15 protein-coding genes are annotated in these 16,014 nt (G+C 38.4%); 5 read left to right on the top strand and 10 right to left on the bottom strand.

Translation table 11 applies throughout. From position 1 onward, the window contains the following. Window positions 1–113: 113 nt before the first annotated feature. From AC3KVK_RS04770 to AC3KVK_RS04790, 5 genes are all read left to right on the top strand, one after another. On the top strand, window positions 114–1,817 hold the full coding sequence (locus AC3KVK_RS04770; RefSeq protein ID WP_086743888.1) for a flagellin N-terminal helical domain-containing protein: 1,704 nt from the start codon (window positions 114–116) through the stop codon (window positions 1,815–1,817). Window positions 1,818–1,900: 83 nt separating this feature from the next. Then, the gene (locus AC3KVK_RS04775) at window positions 1,901–2,305 is read left to right on the top strand and encodes a flagellar protein FlaG (protein ID WP_490312664.1); all 405 of its coding nucleotides are present in this window, start codon (window positions 1,901–1,903) and stop codon (window positions 2,303–2,305) included. 26 nt (window positions 2,306–2,331) lie between these two features. After that, the gene (gene fliD / locus AC3KVK_RS04780) at window positions 2,332–4,062 is read left to right on the top strand and encodes a flagellar filament capping protein FliD (protein WP_490312663.1); all 1,731 of its coding nucleotides are present in this window, start codon (window positions 2,332–2,334) and stop codon (window positions 4,060–4,062) included. 68 nt (window positions 4,063–4,130) lie between these two features. Further along, window positions 4,131–6,155 (top strand): motility associated factor glycosyltransferase family protein, encoded by a 2,025-nt coding sequence (locus tag AC3KVK_RS04785; RefSeq protein ID WP_490312662.1) that lies wholly within the window; start codon window positions 4,131–4,133, stop codon window positions 6,153–6,155. After that, window positions 6,148–6,804: a class I SAM-dependent methyltransferase gene (locus AC3KVK_RS04790; protein WP_490312661.1), complete on the top strand. Its 657-nt coding sequence runs from the start codon at window positions 6,148–6,150 to the stop codon at window positions 6,802–6,804. The genes AC3KVK_RS04785 and AC3KVK_RS04790 overlap by 8 nt, the downstream gene beginning before the upstream one ends. Window positions 6,805–6,861: 57 nt before the next feature. On the opposite strand, the gene pseI is transcribed toward AC3KVK_RS04790, so the two are convergent. From pseI to fliS, 10 genes are all read right to left on the bottom strand, one after another. Further along, complete coding sequence (gene pseI, locus AC3KVK_RS04795; protein WP_490312660.1) at window positions 6,862–7,902, bottom strand: pseudaminic acid synthase; 1,041 nt, start codon at window positions 7,900–7,902, stop codon at window positions 6,862–6,864. After that, entirely contained in the window at window positions 7,886–9,193 is a 1,308-nt protein-coding gene (locus AC3KVK_RS04800; RefSeq protein WP_490312659.1) for an HAD family hydrolase, read from the bottom strand. Before AC3KVK_RS04800 ends, pseI begins: the two co-directional genes overlap by 17 nt. Beyond that, a complete protein-coding gene (locus AC3KVK_RS04805) occupies window positions 9,193–10,005 on the bottom strand; it encodes a class I SAM-dependent methyltransferase (RefSeq protein ID WP_490312658.1) in 813 nt (270 codons plus the stop codon). The genes AC3KVK_RS04800 and AC3KVK_RS04805 overlap by 1 nt, the downstream gene beginning before the upstream one ends. A gap of 2 nt (window positions 10,006–10,007) precedes the next feature. After that, window positions 10,008–11,264, bottom strand: a complete 1,257-nt coding sequence (locus AC3KVK_RS04810; protein ID WP_518526928.1) for an aminotransferase class III-fold pyridoxal phosphate-dependent enzyme — start codon at window positions 11,262–11,264, stop codon at window positions 10,008–10,010. Between the two features lie 24 nt (window positions 11,265–11,288). Then, window positions 11,289–12,053: a cytidylyltransferase domain-containing protein gene (locus tag AC3KVK_RS04815; RefSeq protein WP_490312656.1), complete on the bottom strand. Its 765-nt coding sequence runs from the start codon at window positions 12,051–12,053 to the stop codon at window positions 11,289–11,291. A gap of 14 nt (window positions 12,054–12,067) precedes the next feature. Next, window positions 12,068–12,916, bottom strand: coding sequence for an aldo/keto reductase (locus AC3KVK_RS04820; RefSeq protein ID WP_490312655.1), 849 nt, complete (start codon window positions 12,914–12,916; stop codon window positions 12,068–12,070). Then, entirely contained in the window at window positions 12,913–14,058 is a 1,146-nt protein-coding gene (gene pseC, locus AC3KVK_RS04825; RefSeq protein WP_490312654.1) for a UDP-4-amino-4,6-dideoxy-N-acetyl-beta-L-altrosamine transaminase, read from the bottom strand. The genes AC3KVK_RS04820 and pseC overlap by 4 nt, the downstream gene beginning before the upstream one ends. Next, window positions 14,055–15,056, bottom strand: a complete 1,002-nt coding sequence (gene pseB / locus AC3KVK_RS04830) for a UDP-N-acetylglucosamine 4,6-dehydratase (inverting) (protein WP_490312653.1) — start codon at window positions 15,054–15,056, stop codon at window positions 14,055–14,057. Before pseB ends, pseC begins: the two co-directional genes overlap by 4 nt. Window positions 15,057–15,132: 76 nt before the next feature. Next, a complete protein-coding gene (locus AC3KVK_RS04835; protein ID WP_490312652.1) occupies window positions 15,133–15,459 on the bottom strand; it encodes a hypothetical protein in 327 nt (108 codons plus the stop codon). Continuing rightward, a complete protein-coding gene (gene fliS, locus AC3KVK_RS04840; protein WP_490312651.1) occupies window positions 15,446–15,868 on the bottom strand; it encodes a flagellar export chaperone FliS in 423 nt (140 codons plus the stop codon). Before fliS ends, AC3KVK_RS04835 begins: the two co-directional genes overlap by 14 nt. Window positions 15,869–16,014: the final 146 nt, after the last annotated feature.

The raw sequence follows: 16,014 nt of genomic DNA on the forward strand, positions 1-16,014 counted from the left end.
ATTAATCCACCCAAGTAAAATTAAAATAGTTAAAAAAAGCTAAATGTTTTTGATCTCCTTCCGATACATACATTGAGAGTCTTAATTATCAATTGTTCGCTGGAGAAATTACTATGGCAATTTCAGTTCAAACGAATGTCGCATCGATCAACGCTCAACGTAATTTGAGCAAATCTGGTAGTGCGATGGAAACATCAATGCAACGCTTATCATCTGGTTTGAGAATTAACTCAGCTAAAGATGATGCTGCGGGTATGCAGATTTCAAATAAACTTACTTCACAAGTAAATGGTCTAAACGTTGCTGTTCGAAATGCAAACGACGGTATTTCAATGGCGCAAACTGCAGAAGGTGCGTTACAAGAAAGCTCAAACATCTTACAACGTATGCGTGACTTGGCAGTTCAATCGGCCAATGGTACGTACTCTGATGGTGACCGTTCTGCACTTCAAGAAGAAGTCGTGCAGTTACAACGTGAGTTAGATCGTATTGCAGAATCTACGACTTTTGGTGACCGTAAATTGCTTAATGGTTCTTTCGGTACAGAAGCGTTCCAAGTTGGTGCTAAATCATTTGAAACCATCAACGTGAGTGTTGGGTCATTCTTTGGTGCTGACATGGGTGCAGAATCATTTGAAATTATCAATGGTGATACATCTACTGCTACGACGCTTGGTACATCAGCAGGTATGGTAACAGGTGGTGATAGTTTAGTTGGTTTTGGTGGTATGAGCTTAACCACCGCAGCAACAGCGGTTAGTACTTACACCAATTCAATTGAAGGTAATATTGCAACATTAAGTACAGCTGCAACCATTGCACTTCAAGTAAAAGGTGATTTAGGCAGTGCCACTGCAAGTATTAATGGTGCTGATGCTAGTGCATATAATGCTGCATCTTCAATCAATCAGATTGCAGCTAAAACAGGCGTACTTGCTGACGCTCGAAACGTGGTTACTCTTGATTTCATGGGTGCAGCGGATGCCGCATTACTGTCAATCGAAACAACGGTTACAATGGAGCTTCGAGGTCAAAATACTGACACTGCAAAAGAAGGTGCATTGATAAAATTCTCAATCACAGATACTGAAGACTTAACAGCCGTTGTGAATGCGTTCAATGAAGCGGCGACTGAGACGGGTATTTCAGCAAAATTAACTGGTGATGGCCGAGTTGCGTTAATTTCTGAGCGTGGCGATAATATCGTAATGGAAAATATCCAAGCGACAGGTGCAGAAACGGTACTTGCTATCAGTGCGACTACATACGGTTATGATGGTAACTTCCTTGATACCACGACAGCGATAGCTTCAGGTACAATGGGTAGTGCAAACACCCTTGAGGGTATGACCGCAGATAGTTCGGCAGGCTTCGCAGTGTTTGTTGGTACGGTTCGTACCCATTCAAATGGTGATTATAAGTTGAGCCTAGGTACAGCGACAGCATTACAAGCAGGTAATATGTTGCAAGGTACAGGTAATACAGCTGTAATTTCTGATAGAGAAACGGTAGACGATATTGATATCGGTACTGCGATTGGCGCACAAAAAGCAATTGAAATAGTGGATGGTGCACTTGGTTATATCGATGAGCAACGTGCTGGTTTAGGTGCGGTACAAAATCGTCTTAATTCAACTGTATCAAACTTAGAAAATGTTGTTGAAAATGCGTCAGCGTCTAGAAGTCGTATTCGTGATACAGATTTTGCTACTGAAACGGCTAGTATGACTAAGTCACAAATTCTACAGCAGGCGAGTACATCAATTTTAGCTCAGGCTAATCAGTTACCTCAAGCAGCGTTAAGCTTGTTAGGTTAACCGTAAACGATAATTGATGACTCTGAAAGGAATCTGTTTTGCAGATTCCTTTTGTCTTAAAAAATTAATGTTTAGGTGAATGTATGAAAGTTGATACCACAAACATTATTGAGCAGGCAGTCTTAAAACAGCCAGTAAGCAATCAGCACCCTGAGCCAAAACAAGTAGCCTCTCAATTAAATAAACCAATTACTTTTGAAGATCATTCCGCTTCCCTTGTTAAAGCAGAAGATGAAATGAATCAAGATGTTGAAAAGGATTCTGAAGCAGTAAACATGGAAGAGGTGGCGCAAAAGTTGCAAGACTTTGTTGATTCACTCAATACATCTTTACGTTTTTCAGTAGACAAAGAGTCAGGTAGAGACATAATTAAAGTTGTGGACAGTGAATCTGGAGACCTTATCCGTCAATTTCCGTCAGAAGAGGTTTTAGATGTCATCAAATCTTTATCAAAAGCAACTGGAACATTGCTTAGCGAAAAGGTTTAAATAGCTTTCTATATGAGGTCAGTATTATGCCAAGTCTATCATCCCCAGGTATCGGTTCAGGGTTAGATGTCAATTCTATTGTTAAGCAATTAGTTGAGGCAGAAAGAAAGCCATTTGATGATAAAACCTTAAAAACTGAAGAAAAGTACACTGCACAAGTGTCTGATTTAGGTAAATTGAAAAGTGCAATCTCCGATCTCAATGATGCCTTGTTCGATTTAAAGCTCCCCACCACATTTTCTAAGCGTAGCGTTGAAAGTGCATCGTCTAAATTTGACGTTGAAGCTGGCTCTGCAGCATTGCCTGCAAGCTACGATATTAAAGTCGACCAAGTCGCACAAAGTCAAACGATTACTTCTAAAGCATTCGATCTCACTACCCCTGTAGGTCAAGGGACGCTGACTTTGAAAAACTCTTCATCGTCTTTCAATATTGAAGTTTCAGCTTCAGATACTCTGGATAGTGTTGCTGCAAATATTAATAGCTCAGGCGCTAATTTTGGCGTAACAGCAAGTATTATAAACGGTGAAAATGGTAGCTATTTAGTTTTATCGGCAGATAAAACGGGATTAGAGAGTGCAATTGAAATCGAAGTAACAGATCAAGATGGCCAGAGTTATGATAATTCAGGCTTATCTCAATTGGCATTTTCAGCAAAAAATACAGTTTTGGCTCAAACTTTTACTGCAGGGGAAGTCATGAATGCTGATGGCACCTCAAATGGTGTTATCACTTTAGCCAATGGCACAAGTAGTGAGAATATTAATATTTTGGCTACTGATACGATTGAAGATGTTGTTAATAAAATCAATGCTAATTCCATTAATGTAACTGCGTCGCTTGAAGATGATGGCGCTGGTGGTAAAAAGTTGGCTCTGGTTTCTACAAATGATTATGGTAATCATCAGGTGAGTATTGCAATCGCTTCTGATGATGATGGGAATACTACAGATTTATCAGGAATTTCACGTTTAGCTCATAGTTATTCACCAAATAATTATGTTGAAAATCAAGCGGCTTCAGATGCCAAAATCACGGTAAACGGTGCAATCTCTGCAAGTAGTAGTACTAATACATTCGATAAAGTCGTTGCAGGTGTCGCCCTAACAGTGAAAAGTGCACATGCAGCAACAGACGCAGCAGATAAAATTACTGTTTCTTTAGATAAAGGGTCAACTGAAGAAGCTGTAGGAAAATTTGTTGACTCATTCAATGCCATGCTTGACGTTGTCAAACAAGTGACTAATGCAGATAAAGAAACGGGAAGTGTTGGCTCTTTGATTAGTGATAGTACTGTACGTACTTTCTTAGGTCAGTTACGTGAGTCGATGGGAGATGCTGTATCAATTGAAAATAATTTATCGCTTTCTCTTTCGATGATTGGAGTCTCAACACAGAAAGATGGTACATTGAAGTTAGATAACAAAGAACTTAAAAAACAAATAGATACTAACTTTGAGCATTTTGGTACATTTTTTAGTGGTGAGAAAGGGATTGCGCGTTCATTAGCCGATGTTGTTAATGAATATAAAGGAACCGGCGGTATTGTTGATAACAAAATAAAATCAATAAATGGCTACATGGAAAAGTTAAACGAAGAAAAAGACAAATTTAACACTAAAATGGTGAAGTATGAGAGCCGTTTATTTAGCCAGTTTAATACCATGGATTTGTTAGTTGCTAATTTGAATGCGACTAGCCAATACTTAACTGGAGCATTAGATAATTTACCAGGGGTTGTTAAAAAGTCTAAATAAAGACTATATTGGTACGATAATTGAATATTTTAAAGACGCCGTAAGGCGTCTTTTTATAGGTATAAATAATGAGTTTAGATAAAGCACTACTTAAGAACATTTTAACGTTAACGTTCGATACGAACATGCACTTTTTAAAAGAACAGTTTCCGCATTTGTTTGAAAAATTTGTTAACTATGAACCAAAAGAGTATGGCTTAGAATTAGATGAGAACAATCATCTTAATATTGCCTGTAATGGCCACTTTATTTATGCAGGTAATCCTAAAGAAACGGTGATAGAACAAACACAATGTTTTATCAAAAACCCGATCCGAAATATCTATCGCATCACCCCAATGAGTGATGAAGAAAAAGAGCGGAATAACCCGATCGGTTTTAAACACTTAGATTATTTAACTGATGTTGCAAGATTAGGTGCAAAATATGAGGGCAAGGCTTTGTTTGAAGACTTGCATACTATCCCTATCGGTCGTTTTCCGTTTTTAGCTGTAATTGGTGTCGGTCTGGGTTACCACCTTGAGCAATTAGCTGAGCAGAATATAGATCATATCTATATTTATGAGCCCAATGAGGATTTATTTTATAGTTCATTATTTACCTTAAATTGGCGTTGGTTAGTTGAACGATTTCAAGGTGTGAATAAATCAATAACGATCTTGGTTGGCGCCAAAAAAGAGTCATTCTTTGAAGGGTTTCAAAAGCTATTTTTTCGCTTTGGTATATTCAAATCTGGTTGTTTATCTTTTTATAAGCATTACGAGAGTGAAACTTCGGGTGAAATTGTTGACTATATTCTAAAAAATGGTCGTGTTCTTTACTCTGGTTTTGGTTTCACAGAAGATGAAATATTATCTTTGAAACATACCTATGAAAACATTGCTAAACAGCACGCTTTTTTGAAAGCGGGCACACAGTTGATGGCCAATAAAATTGATGCGCCTATTTTCATTTGTGGCTCTGGCCCTTCGTTAGATGATGACTTCAAAATAATTAAGAAAAATAAAGATAAAGCAATTATCGTTTCTTGTGGCTCATCTTTAATGGCGTTGAAAAAGTATGGGATTAAACCAGACATTCATTTTGAGGTTGAAAGAACTGGGCCTGTTCTCGACTGGTTACTAGCTATTGATGATAAAGAATACTTAAGTGATATTACTTTCATTGGCATGAATACTGTTTATCCACCTGTGATGGATTTATTTAAAGAAACAATCTTATTTCTTAAACCTAATGATGCCGCATCCGATATGGTTCGTGTTACTTATGAGCATGACTTATCTATTATTTATGCAACTAATCCAACGGTTGTAAATGGTGCGCTGGGCTTTTTTAATCATGTTAAATCAAATGATATTTACATGTTTGGTTGTGATTTTGGCTACATCGATCCGAATAAACATCATTCAGATAAAACGGGCTATTTTGATGCATTTAAAGAAACTGCGGTAGTTCAAACTCAAAAAGATCAAAGAGAAGCTAATTTCGGTGGCGTTGTTTACACTGACAGTACACTCGACTCAGCAAGGCATGCGGCAGAATATACCCTACGACATCATGTTAGCGAAAACGATAACAAGACAGTTTACAATTGTTCTAACGGAGTGAAAGTTGTCGGTACGACTGCGTTGCGTTCCAATGAAATTGTATTGGAAAAACAGATTGATAAAGCTGAATTTGTACAGTTTCTAAAGTCAAACTCAAGTGACTCATCATTAGATAAAGAAACGTGGCAACGCGAGGTTGCACTCAGAATTGGTACAATTATCAATATCATTGATGAAACGATGATTAAGCCTGAATATCTTGAAATTGATTTTGAGCCCAAAGACATTATAGATATTTTTGACACTGTCCATCAGCGGTTAATGAGCTTAGATGGAACCAAGGATATCGTGGCAATTCGAGTCCTTAATGGCAGTGTTACCTACATGGAAACTACGGTTTTAGGTTATGTTTACCTGATCGGAAATAATACTTATTGTAAATCTTTCTTGAAAGATGCGTTTGCGGTCATGTTTGAATATTACGGTGTGCTTAGAATGCTATTGTTAGAAGCTGCACAGGAGATGGGAGCAAAAATGGATGATTAAGCAAAAAGATATCTTTTTAGGTTCTGAAGGCGATGCTTGGTATGCAAGAAATAAAGCCCATTATCAAAATTTGCCAGAGGGAACAGATGCGTTGCTCGACTTTGTATTGCAGCAACAACTTAGTCCCAAAAAAGTATTAGAGATCGGCTGTGCGAGTGGGCGACGCTTAGAGTTATTTCATAAAACATTTGATGCTGATTGCTATGGTGTCGATGTATCTACAGATGCGATTAAAGAAGGGAAAAATCAGTATCCCGCATTGAATTTAACGGTGGGTTCAGCGGATAAACTAGATTACCCAGATGAATCATTTGATATGATCATTTTTGGTTTTTGTTTGTATTTGTGTGATCGCAATGATCTATTTCAAATTGCGGCTCAAGCAGATCGGGTACTAAAAGATGGCGGGTATATCATAATTCAAGATTTTCATCCTGCGACACCTTATAAAAATGAATATAGCCACAAAGCAGGTATCTTCAGTTATAAGATGAATAATAGTAACCTGTTTTTATGGAATCCAGCTTATAGTCAATTTGCTCTAGAGATTAGTACTCATGGTGATAAATCTATGCGGGTGATTGAAGATGAAAGAGTATCGATAAGTTTACTTTATAAGGATTTAGCGAACGCTTATCGACAAAAGTAACAGAGTAATACTTTGATGGCATGCCTTAAAAACATGCCATCCAGGTAAACACACGAGCTACTTTTCGATTAAATCCCAATTCATAGGTGTAGCAAATTCAATATCTGTTAGGGCTTTTTTACCAAGAATGTCCTCATAATGTTTGGGAGCAAGGCCAAACCCAGGTCGAACACTGCGGATATTATCAGCACTTAGGACATCTCCTTTTTTGATAGTCTTTGATGCGTAAAGCGAGCGCCTAAATTGTACATTTCCTTGCTCTGCTTCTTTAAACTCAAAGCCAGCTTGACCTAAAGAAAGCCATGCATTTTTCGTATCAGTACATAATTGCTTTAATTCTTCGGGCTCAAGAGAGAATGCGGCGTCAGGTCCGCCTTCTGAGCGATCGAGCGTAAAATGTTTTTCTATGATGGTTGCACCAAGCGCAACAGAAGCAATGGCAGTGGCATTGCCTAAAGTATGATCAGATAAGCCTATATTGAGATTAAACTCTTGAGCTAACGCTGTAATCGTTCGAAGATTCGCTTGTTCTGGTGGAGTCGGGTAACCGCTGACACAATGTAAAATGCTTATATCATGGGCTCCTGATTCTCTTGCTGCGGCTACAGCTTCTCGAATTTCCAATAGGTTGGCCATGCCTGTCGACATAATCATAGGTTTGCCGGTCTGCGCTACTTTCTTGATTAAAGGGAGATCGATTAGCTCAAAAGAAGCGATTTTATAAGCGTTAACATTCAGTCCTTCTAGAAAGTCCACAGCAGAAAAATCAAATGGTGAGCTAAAGATATCAATGCCTAAATCACGGGCATGCTTAAACAATATCGGATGCCATTCCCAAGGCGTATGTGCCCAGTGATATAATTCATGTAGGGTATAACCCTCCCATAATCCGCCGACTATTTTGAACTCTGGTTTATCACTGCTTAATGTGATGGTATCAGCCGTGTAAGTTTGAAGTTTAACAGCATCAGCGCCAGCTTTGGCAGCTACATTGATTAATTCAATAGCTCGATTAATGTCACCATTATGATTACCCGATAGCTCAGCAATAATATAGGGTGGTTGATTTGAACCAATCGCTCTATGACCAATTTTCATTTTTTTCTCCGAGTAATTTAGCGATGATGTAGCACTCCGGTAAAGCGCGATCTGTTTGGATTATTTTTTTAAAAGAATGAATACTTATTAAATTTAAACTTTGGTATTCAGAGTTATCTTTATAAATACATTCGGCACTGTCGCAGAGTTTAATGGCTGATAAAATATCAAGTTGATTAGCATTAAGATCTAAAATAATGCCTTGAGTGATGACTTCATCCACGTGCTTAAGTGGATGAGCAGTTTCTTCCTGAAATTCTTTGAGTAGTTGTTGTTGGTAAACCTCAATCTCAAGCTCTTTTTCAAATCCGCCAGAAGGAGGGCATTCAATATAGCCTGGATACTGACTCACCATTTCACTACGTCGAGCAATTAAGATCGCTTGGTTTTTTATAACATAACCAGACACTCCTAATAGAAAGAAGTGTTTAGCCAGTTGAGAGTCTCTATTGTTTTGAATATAAAGTACTGTTTTATAATCACATTGTGTCACTTTGACCACATTAGCTGAAAGACCTGAACAAAGAAGTGCGGCGCCATTAAACATGCTTTTTTGTTTGTGTGTTTGCCAATACACATCGATGTCTTCGTTAAAGGGAGTGAAATCAAATTCACAGATTGTAAATGTATATTGCGAGTAGTGATTGAACCAAGTGACTGGCTGTGTGATCAGTTGTTTAAATTCATTAAAAGAGGAGACTTTATCTGCGGCATGTACATTTATGAGTGGTGAATCTTGGCAATACTGCACACTTATAAGGCCCGCTTGGAGCGATGACTGAACACCTTTTGGACTATCATCAAGGCTGAAGATGACTTTTTGTTCAAAGGGCGCAGCAGCTAATTGATATATCTCAGGGTGAGGTTTCGCCTGCTGTACGTCATCACCTGAAACGATGTGTGAAAAAAAAGTATGTAAAGAAAATCGGTCGAAAATTACTTTGATATTAGCACGATTTGAAGATGAGGCGAGTGCGACAGAAATGTGTTGCTCCTTACAGAACTGCAAAAAGTCAATCACACCAAGACATAAAGATGCGTCTTGGTAGAGTGTCTTGTGCAGTGTTATAAACTGCTGTTTTAACTTCTCTTCAGAATCGATTTGTGTGTAACGACTAGATAAAATATGGGTTATTTCATCGAGTGAAGGACCGTTTAACTCATTAAACTCAGAACGATTGCCGACAATACCGTAACGCGACAATATGGCAAGGTAGCCTTTATAAAGACTGGTGACGGTATCAACAATGACACCGTCCATGTCTAAAATAATAGCAAAAGCTGGCATCATTATTTTTTAAAAATAAATAGTTTATTTTGACCAAACTCGCCAAAAGCATTGTATATAGTCGGATCGTTTTTACATAAAAGTTCTGTCGCTGCATTCACGATTGGATGGTGGTAATCGACTTCACCTCCGTTAATCATAGGCACTAGAGTATATAAAATGACATCGTGTAAAGAGCTAAAATTGTGACTTTGCACGTGTTTGAAATCTAAGCTTTCCATATGCCTTAATAATTTATCTTCATCCATGAAGTGATTGAATGACGCTGGTTTTCGGCTAGGTAAATCGACGGAGTTACGCAATGTATTTTGTTTTGCATGAGTGTGAGTTTGATTTTCGATTAACAAGAGGTAACCCCCTGCTTTCACTTTTTCTGCTAGTTGTGAGAGTCCTTGCAATTGTAATTCGTCATTATTGAGATTGATAACACAACGAACGGTGTAAACCACATCGTATTCGTGGGCTAATTTAGTGTGTTTGTCGAGTTCTAAAATATTGCCCTGATAAAAGGGGATGTTGCAATGGAGCTCTTGGTTGAGGGCTTTTGCATGTTCGACCATTTCTTCGATGAAGTCGACCCCAGTAATCGTTGCTTGTTCGAATGCATGCTGTAAAGCAAAGCAGTTATAGCCATTACCACAACCCACTTCAAGTATTGAGAGTGATTGATTGGGAGAATAGAACTGTTGCAATGCATGAGTTAATGCATGGATCTCGAGTTGCTTAGCTGTGCCAGATTTTGTGGTCGCGCGTAAATCAGTTTTATATTGCGAAGCCCAGTTCTGCCAATGACTCTTAATTTGTTCAAGTTCCATGATTACCTCACTTTAAATACATTTTCAATGACTTGCCCGTCTAGCAAGCCTGCTAAGGTGTTATCCGCATCAAATTGTTGGGCCTGAGCGAATAATTCTTGATAGCACGTTAGCAGCGCATCTATCTCTACATAGCTATGAGCATAAGATAAGTTATGACTGCCGATAAAGAGAATATTTCTTTTACATAGCTCTTGAATTAACCATGACTTGATTGTAATCGGACAATGATTGATCCCTGGATTAATTTGTAAGAATGTCCATGGTGCTAGCCCTTTAATTTCAAACATATCACCACAGCTAGTCAGTTGATTGAACCCGTTGATTAGATACTCTCCCTTTTGCCAAATATCAATGGCAAAGTTTGTCGCAATCATTTTTTGTAAAGATGCTTTTGCTGCTGCAAGTGAGAGGGCTTCCCCCCCGAAAGTACCCGAAAAGAAAATATCGTTCATTAACATCATAATTTCTTTTTTCCCGACCAACGCCGACAGAGGAGCACCGTTAGCAAGCCCTTTCCCGAAGGTTGCTAGATCTGGAGTGACACCAAAGTAACTTTGAGCGCCACCTAGGTGATATCGAAACCCTGTGATCATCTCATCAAAAATTAATACAGCCCCATGTTTTTTACATAATAGCTGTACCTTTAATAAAAAGTCATCTTCAGGGGGGACGATATTAACGGGCTCTAAGATCACCGCGGCAATTTGATTATTTGTGTCAGCAAATAAGGCTTCGAGGGTACCGATTTGATTATAAGTAAATTTATGGGTGAGAGCTTGAGTGGAAGCTGGCACACCTAGATTACGAGTGGTAGAACCAATGTACCAATCTTGCCAACCATGATAGCCACAGACTGCTATGTGATCTTTATGAGTATAAGCTCGTGCTAACCTGATTGCGGCGCTTGTTACATCTGAACCATTTTTTGCGAATCGAACCATTTCGGCGCACGGAATCAATTCAATCAATAATTCAGCGACTTGTGCTTCTAGTTTATGTGGTAACGAAAAGCTGATCCCACTGCTGAGTTGATCGCGAATCGCATTATCTACATCAGGATCTTGGTAACCAAGGCTGATGCATAATAATCCATTGATAAAATCCGTATATTGATTGCCATCAAGATCCCACACTTGGCTTCCAAGTCCTTTTTCGATAAACAGTGGTGCAGCACCCAATGGAAGCGACATTTTACTTTTACTGAATGTTTGCGAGCCTAGTGGAATCGATTTTTCAGCACGTTCTAACCATTGCATTGAGTTTTCATACGAGGGCGTCATTTATTTAAATCCTAACAATTTGTCTTCGGCTAAAGATTTTTTATAACCTTCATTTAGTTCTATATCGGCATTTAATGCCTTAATCTTTGGATTGTTATCTAAAAAGTGAGTGATATCGCTGACACCAAAATGTTCGCCTATTTGTGATGTCAACTGTGTAAATATGGCGTTAGCAACATCAAAATCAGCTTGGTGATCGACGCATATTCGATAAGCTGATAAATTAATTTTGCTTGGGTAGTTCTTAATAGTGAATTGACCTGAATCACGAATAAAGGGGGTAACATGTTCTCGTTCAGATGGTTTTTTTGCGAATAGATAGGCCTGCTCTAATGCTGAGAACGAAAACACTTCAATATCTTGTCCATCAGGAAAATATCGTTCTACACAATTACTGGTGTAATCCGCGTGGTTTTCAGTGTGAAATTGTATGATGTTATCAATTAAAGCAGCATCAATGAGAGGGCAATCTCCACAGATCCTAACAATCGTTTCTAATTGATTTGCTTTCGCTGCAAAATAAAAACGAGCCAATACGTCATCAAGAGACCCACGAAAATGTGTAATATTATGTTCTGTGCACAATGATGCAATGGCATCATCAGAGCTATCATCTGAAGTGGCAATGATCAATGCATCAGCGAGTAGACTCCGTTGCAGGCGTTTTATCTGCTGATAAAGCATCGGATGACCTGCGAGCGGACGCATAACTTTTGAAGGTAAGCGACTTGAACTCATACGTGCTTGTACAATAATCCCAATCATGGAAGACCCTAACTTTATAATTTTGGCCAGTTACTTGGCATAATTAACGCTTGATCATCGCAAGCAAAATTCAGACCATTGAGTGCAATAGGGGATTGATATGCAGTAATAATTTCAGAAAGCTCATCCTTTGAACAACACCCGACAACAATTTTAGCTATAGCGGGAAGGGTATTAAAGAAATTTAGGCACACGCTAAGCCGTGAAGCAGATGTGCTTTCAATGAATTTATCAAAGCGATTTAGAGCGTTAAACTTGTTGAAATACGAAGGTCTATTGCTTGGTTCAAGCAGCAAAAGTCCTTGTAAAAATGCTGAACGTACATGAATCTCGATGCCTTGAGCCAGAAGTCTATCTAATAAACCATTGGCTAAAAATCGTTGATCGATGATGTTTAAGGGAATCTGAATAATATCTGGTGTAAATATATCAAATAACTTTACCTGATCGGGATGATAAAGAGAAAGGCCAATCTTTTTGACTCTTCCATTACGTTTTTCAGTTTCGAGTTGTTTTAACGCTGAACGACTATTTGGGTGATTGAGTCGATCGGCGTTATGCAGCATAACGGCATAGATGTGTGTGCGTTTTAATTGGTTGAAACACTCATCTAAGGCATGATTTAAATGAGTTAATGATGACTCATCAGGATTGATTTTGGTTATTATGTGGGAATTCTGATGAGCGAATTCCCCCAGTATTTGTTGACTGTTTCCATATGCCGCAGCAGTGTCTAAAAAACGAACCCCCTGTTCATACGCGAAACTAAGTAGCTGCTGAGCAGCGAGAGGGTCTACTTGGCCTTGTTTATTACTAATCCCATAGTCTAAGCCTAATTGCACTGTACCGAGAGCAAGCTTCATAATAATATGTCTGTTAATGCTTGAATCACATCCTGTTGATCTTTATCAGACATACTTGGGAAAAGCGGAATAGATATGGCTCTTGTATAGTAGTCATCAGCATGAGGGTGGGCGGTAAATGTCATGTCGAGTTGCTGATAATACGGCTGTTTAGTTATCGGGATATAATGAAGATTAACGCCTATTTGAGCGGCCCTAAGCGCATTGAATACGGTTTGGTGTTGAGTCGCATCATGTAACTGTATTACATACAAGTGATAGGCACTTTTGCCATAAATAACCTCAAGGATCTTTAAGGGCAAATTTTTCAGGGCATCGTTATAACATTGTGCTTTACTGTTTCGTTGTTGGATATATTCATCAATACGAGTTAATTGACTCAACCCTAAGCAAGCTTGTAACTCGGTCATGCGATAATTATACCCCAACACCTGCTGCTCATAATACCAAGGCGGGAGTGTTGTAGAACTCATCAAATCAGGGTTTTTGGTGATACCATGAGAGCGAAATAAAGCCATTTTTTCAGCAAGTTCGGGCTTATTTGTCATGGCCATGCCACCCTCAGCTGTGGTGATTATTTTTACCGGATGAAAGCTAAATACGGTTATGTCAGAATATTGACAATTTCCTATTTTACCTTGGTGATACTCACCTCCGATTGCATGGCTGGCGTCTTCAATAATGGCAAAGCCAAATCGTTTTGAAAGTTTGTATATGGTTGGCATATCACAACTTTGCCCTGCAAAATGCACAGGAATAACAACTTTTGGCAGCGTATTGGTTTTTTGTGCATTAATTAACATGGTTTCAAATGCAAGAAGGCAGAGGTTTCCTGTGCGCGGATCGATATCAATAAAGTCGATTTGCGCGCCACAATACAGGGCGCAATTACTTGATGCGACGAAACTATTGATGCTGGTCCAAACGCGATCTCCACACGAGACTCCTAACGCAAGACAAGCGATGTGAAGCGCTGATGTTGCACTGTTGGTCGCTAGTGCAAATTGGCAATTCACATAGTTCGATACAGCGGCTTCAAACTCAGGTACCTTTGGCCCTTGTGTCAAGAAATCAGAATGTAATACAGCAAGGACTTCATCGATATCAGCTTGATTAATATCCTGTCTTCCATAAGGGATCATGACATCGCCTTATTATTAAATTCTTCGATCTCCTCAACTTTAAGGTAATGAGGGTTGGTTAAAGAGTTATATTCAAACCCTTCAGGTACTAATACCGCTTTTTCACCAATTGCATTGATTGTAAAATCATTATTACGTGAACTAAAACTGATACTGGGTGCAATTACAAAATGATCCGCATATTCATACGTTTGGTAGGAAAGCTCAGCAGGGCACATAACTTCATGAAGCTTTTCACCAGGACGAATACCTACTTCTTTTTGTGGCAATGATGGTGCCATTGATGTGGCAAGATCGGTAATTTTTAGAGTTGGTATTTTAGGAACGAAAATTTCACCACCTGACATTCTTGCAAAGTTTTTAAGAACAAAATCAACGCCATCTTGTAAGCTAATCCAAAAGCGGGTCATGTCTTTATGAGTGATAGGTAAGTGATCTGAACCGGCGTTAATTAAATTTTCGAAAAATGGGATCACCGATCCTCGAGAGCATACAACATTGCCATATCTGACTACTGCAAATGTTGTTTTATGACCACCAGAAATGTTATTCGCAGCTACAAATAATTTATCGGAAGCTAATTTGGTGGCGCCATATAAATTAATTGGATTGGCAGCTTTATCTGTCGATAGAGCGATGACTTTTTCTACGTCATTATCGAGTGCAGCATCAATCACGTTTTCTGCACCATTTATATTTGTTTTGATACACTCCATAGGGTTGTATTCAGCTGCTGGTACTTGTTTTAAGGCTGCTGCATGAATAACAAAATCAACACCTCTCATTGCGCGCGTTAACCTTGCCTTATCTCTCACATCACCAATAAAATAGCGCATACAGTCATGGTTAAAGACTTGCTGCATTTCAAATTGTTTTAGTTCATCTCGAGAGAAAATAATTATTTTCTTGGGCGTGTATCTTTTCAGCAGAGTTTCGACGTATTTTTTACCGAACGATCCAGTACCACCAGTAATAAGTATTGTTTTATTGTCGAACATGTTGGGCCTTCATGAGAATGAATAAATATTTACTTATATATTAGCTAAGTAAGTGAAAAATATAAAAAGATTTACCTCATAAATTAGAGTATTTTTTTAATGCCTTTTTGTCTTTGTTCATTTTAACGATTTTAAGTTTGATATTTGCCAGCTCGGATTCATACTGTGTGCGTATCATTTCAAATTCTTCAATCAGTCTTGAAAATTCATCGATGTCAGATAAACGTCCCGATTCTGCCAACTTGATGCATTGCTCAAATACTGTTCTCAAGGTTTTTTGGAGAGGTTCTGCATCCTCATAGTTTTTTTGCTCTAATACTGTTATGAGTCGCTGATTCAGCTCTGCAATTGTTGCCAATAATGCGTCACCCGATAATGACGTTAGATCATTATTCTTGTGCATATTGCACTTCTGAAGTGGGCTGTATTTGTCTCATTTCTTTGGGGATTGCATCCCATCCACTTTTAATTTCAGCGAAGATGTTGATGACCTCTGTAATTTTATCTTTTGAATTTTCAAAGTTTGCTTCAACTAACTTAGTTTGTGTAAATTCATATAAACGGAATAGATTGATTGAAATATCCCCGCCATTTTCCATATCTAAACTGTCTTGAAGTGCACCAATTAATGTAATGCTTTCACTCACAGAGATCCCTTTTTTTTCTATTTCTTTTCTATCTATATAGGCTTTGGCTGCTGTGAGTTTCCCAATAATATTGGATAATACAATTTGAATTAACTCATATGGTTCAGCATTCTCAGCGCTGTTGATTTTCATTGATTTATATTTCTGAATCGAAAGTCGAGACATAGGACACCCGTATAATTTAATGCGATAAAATAGTTAAGCAAAGTTCATACCATTAATATGTCCTCTACCCATTGTTACCCTTTTTATCTGCCAATCTAGACTGAACTTTAACAAAAGTGGTGATTAAAACAAATTCACTAAAAATA

Source organism: Pseudoalteromonas sp. J2K-J979, assembly GCF_058169715.2.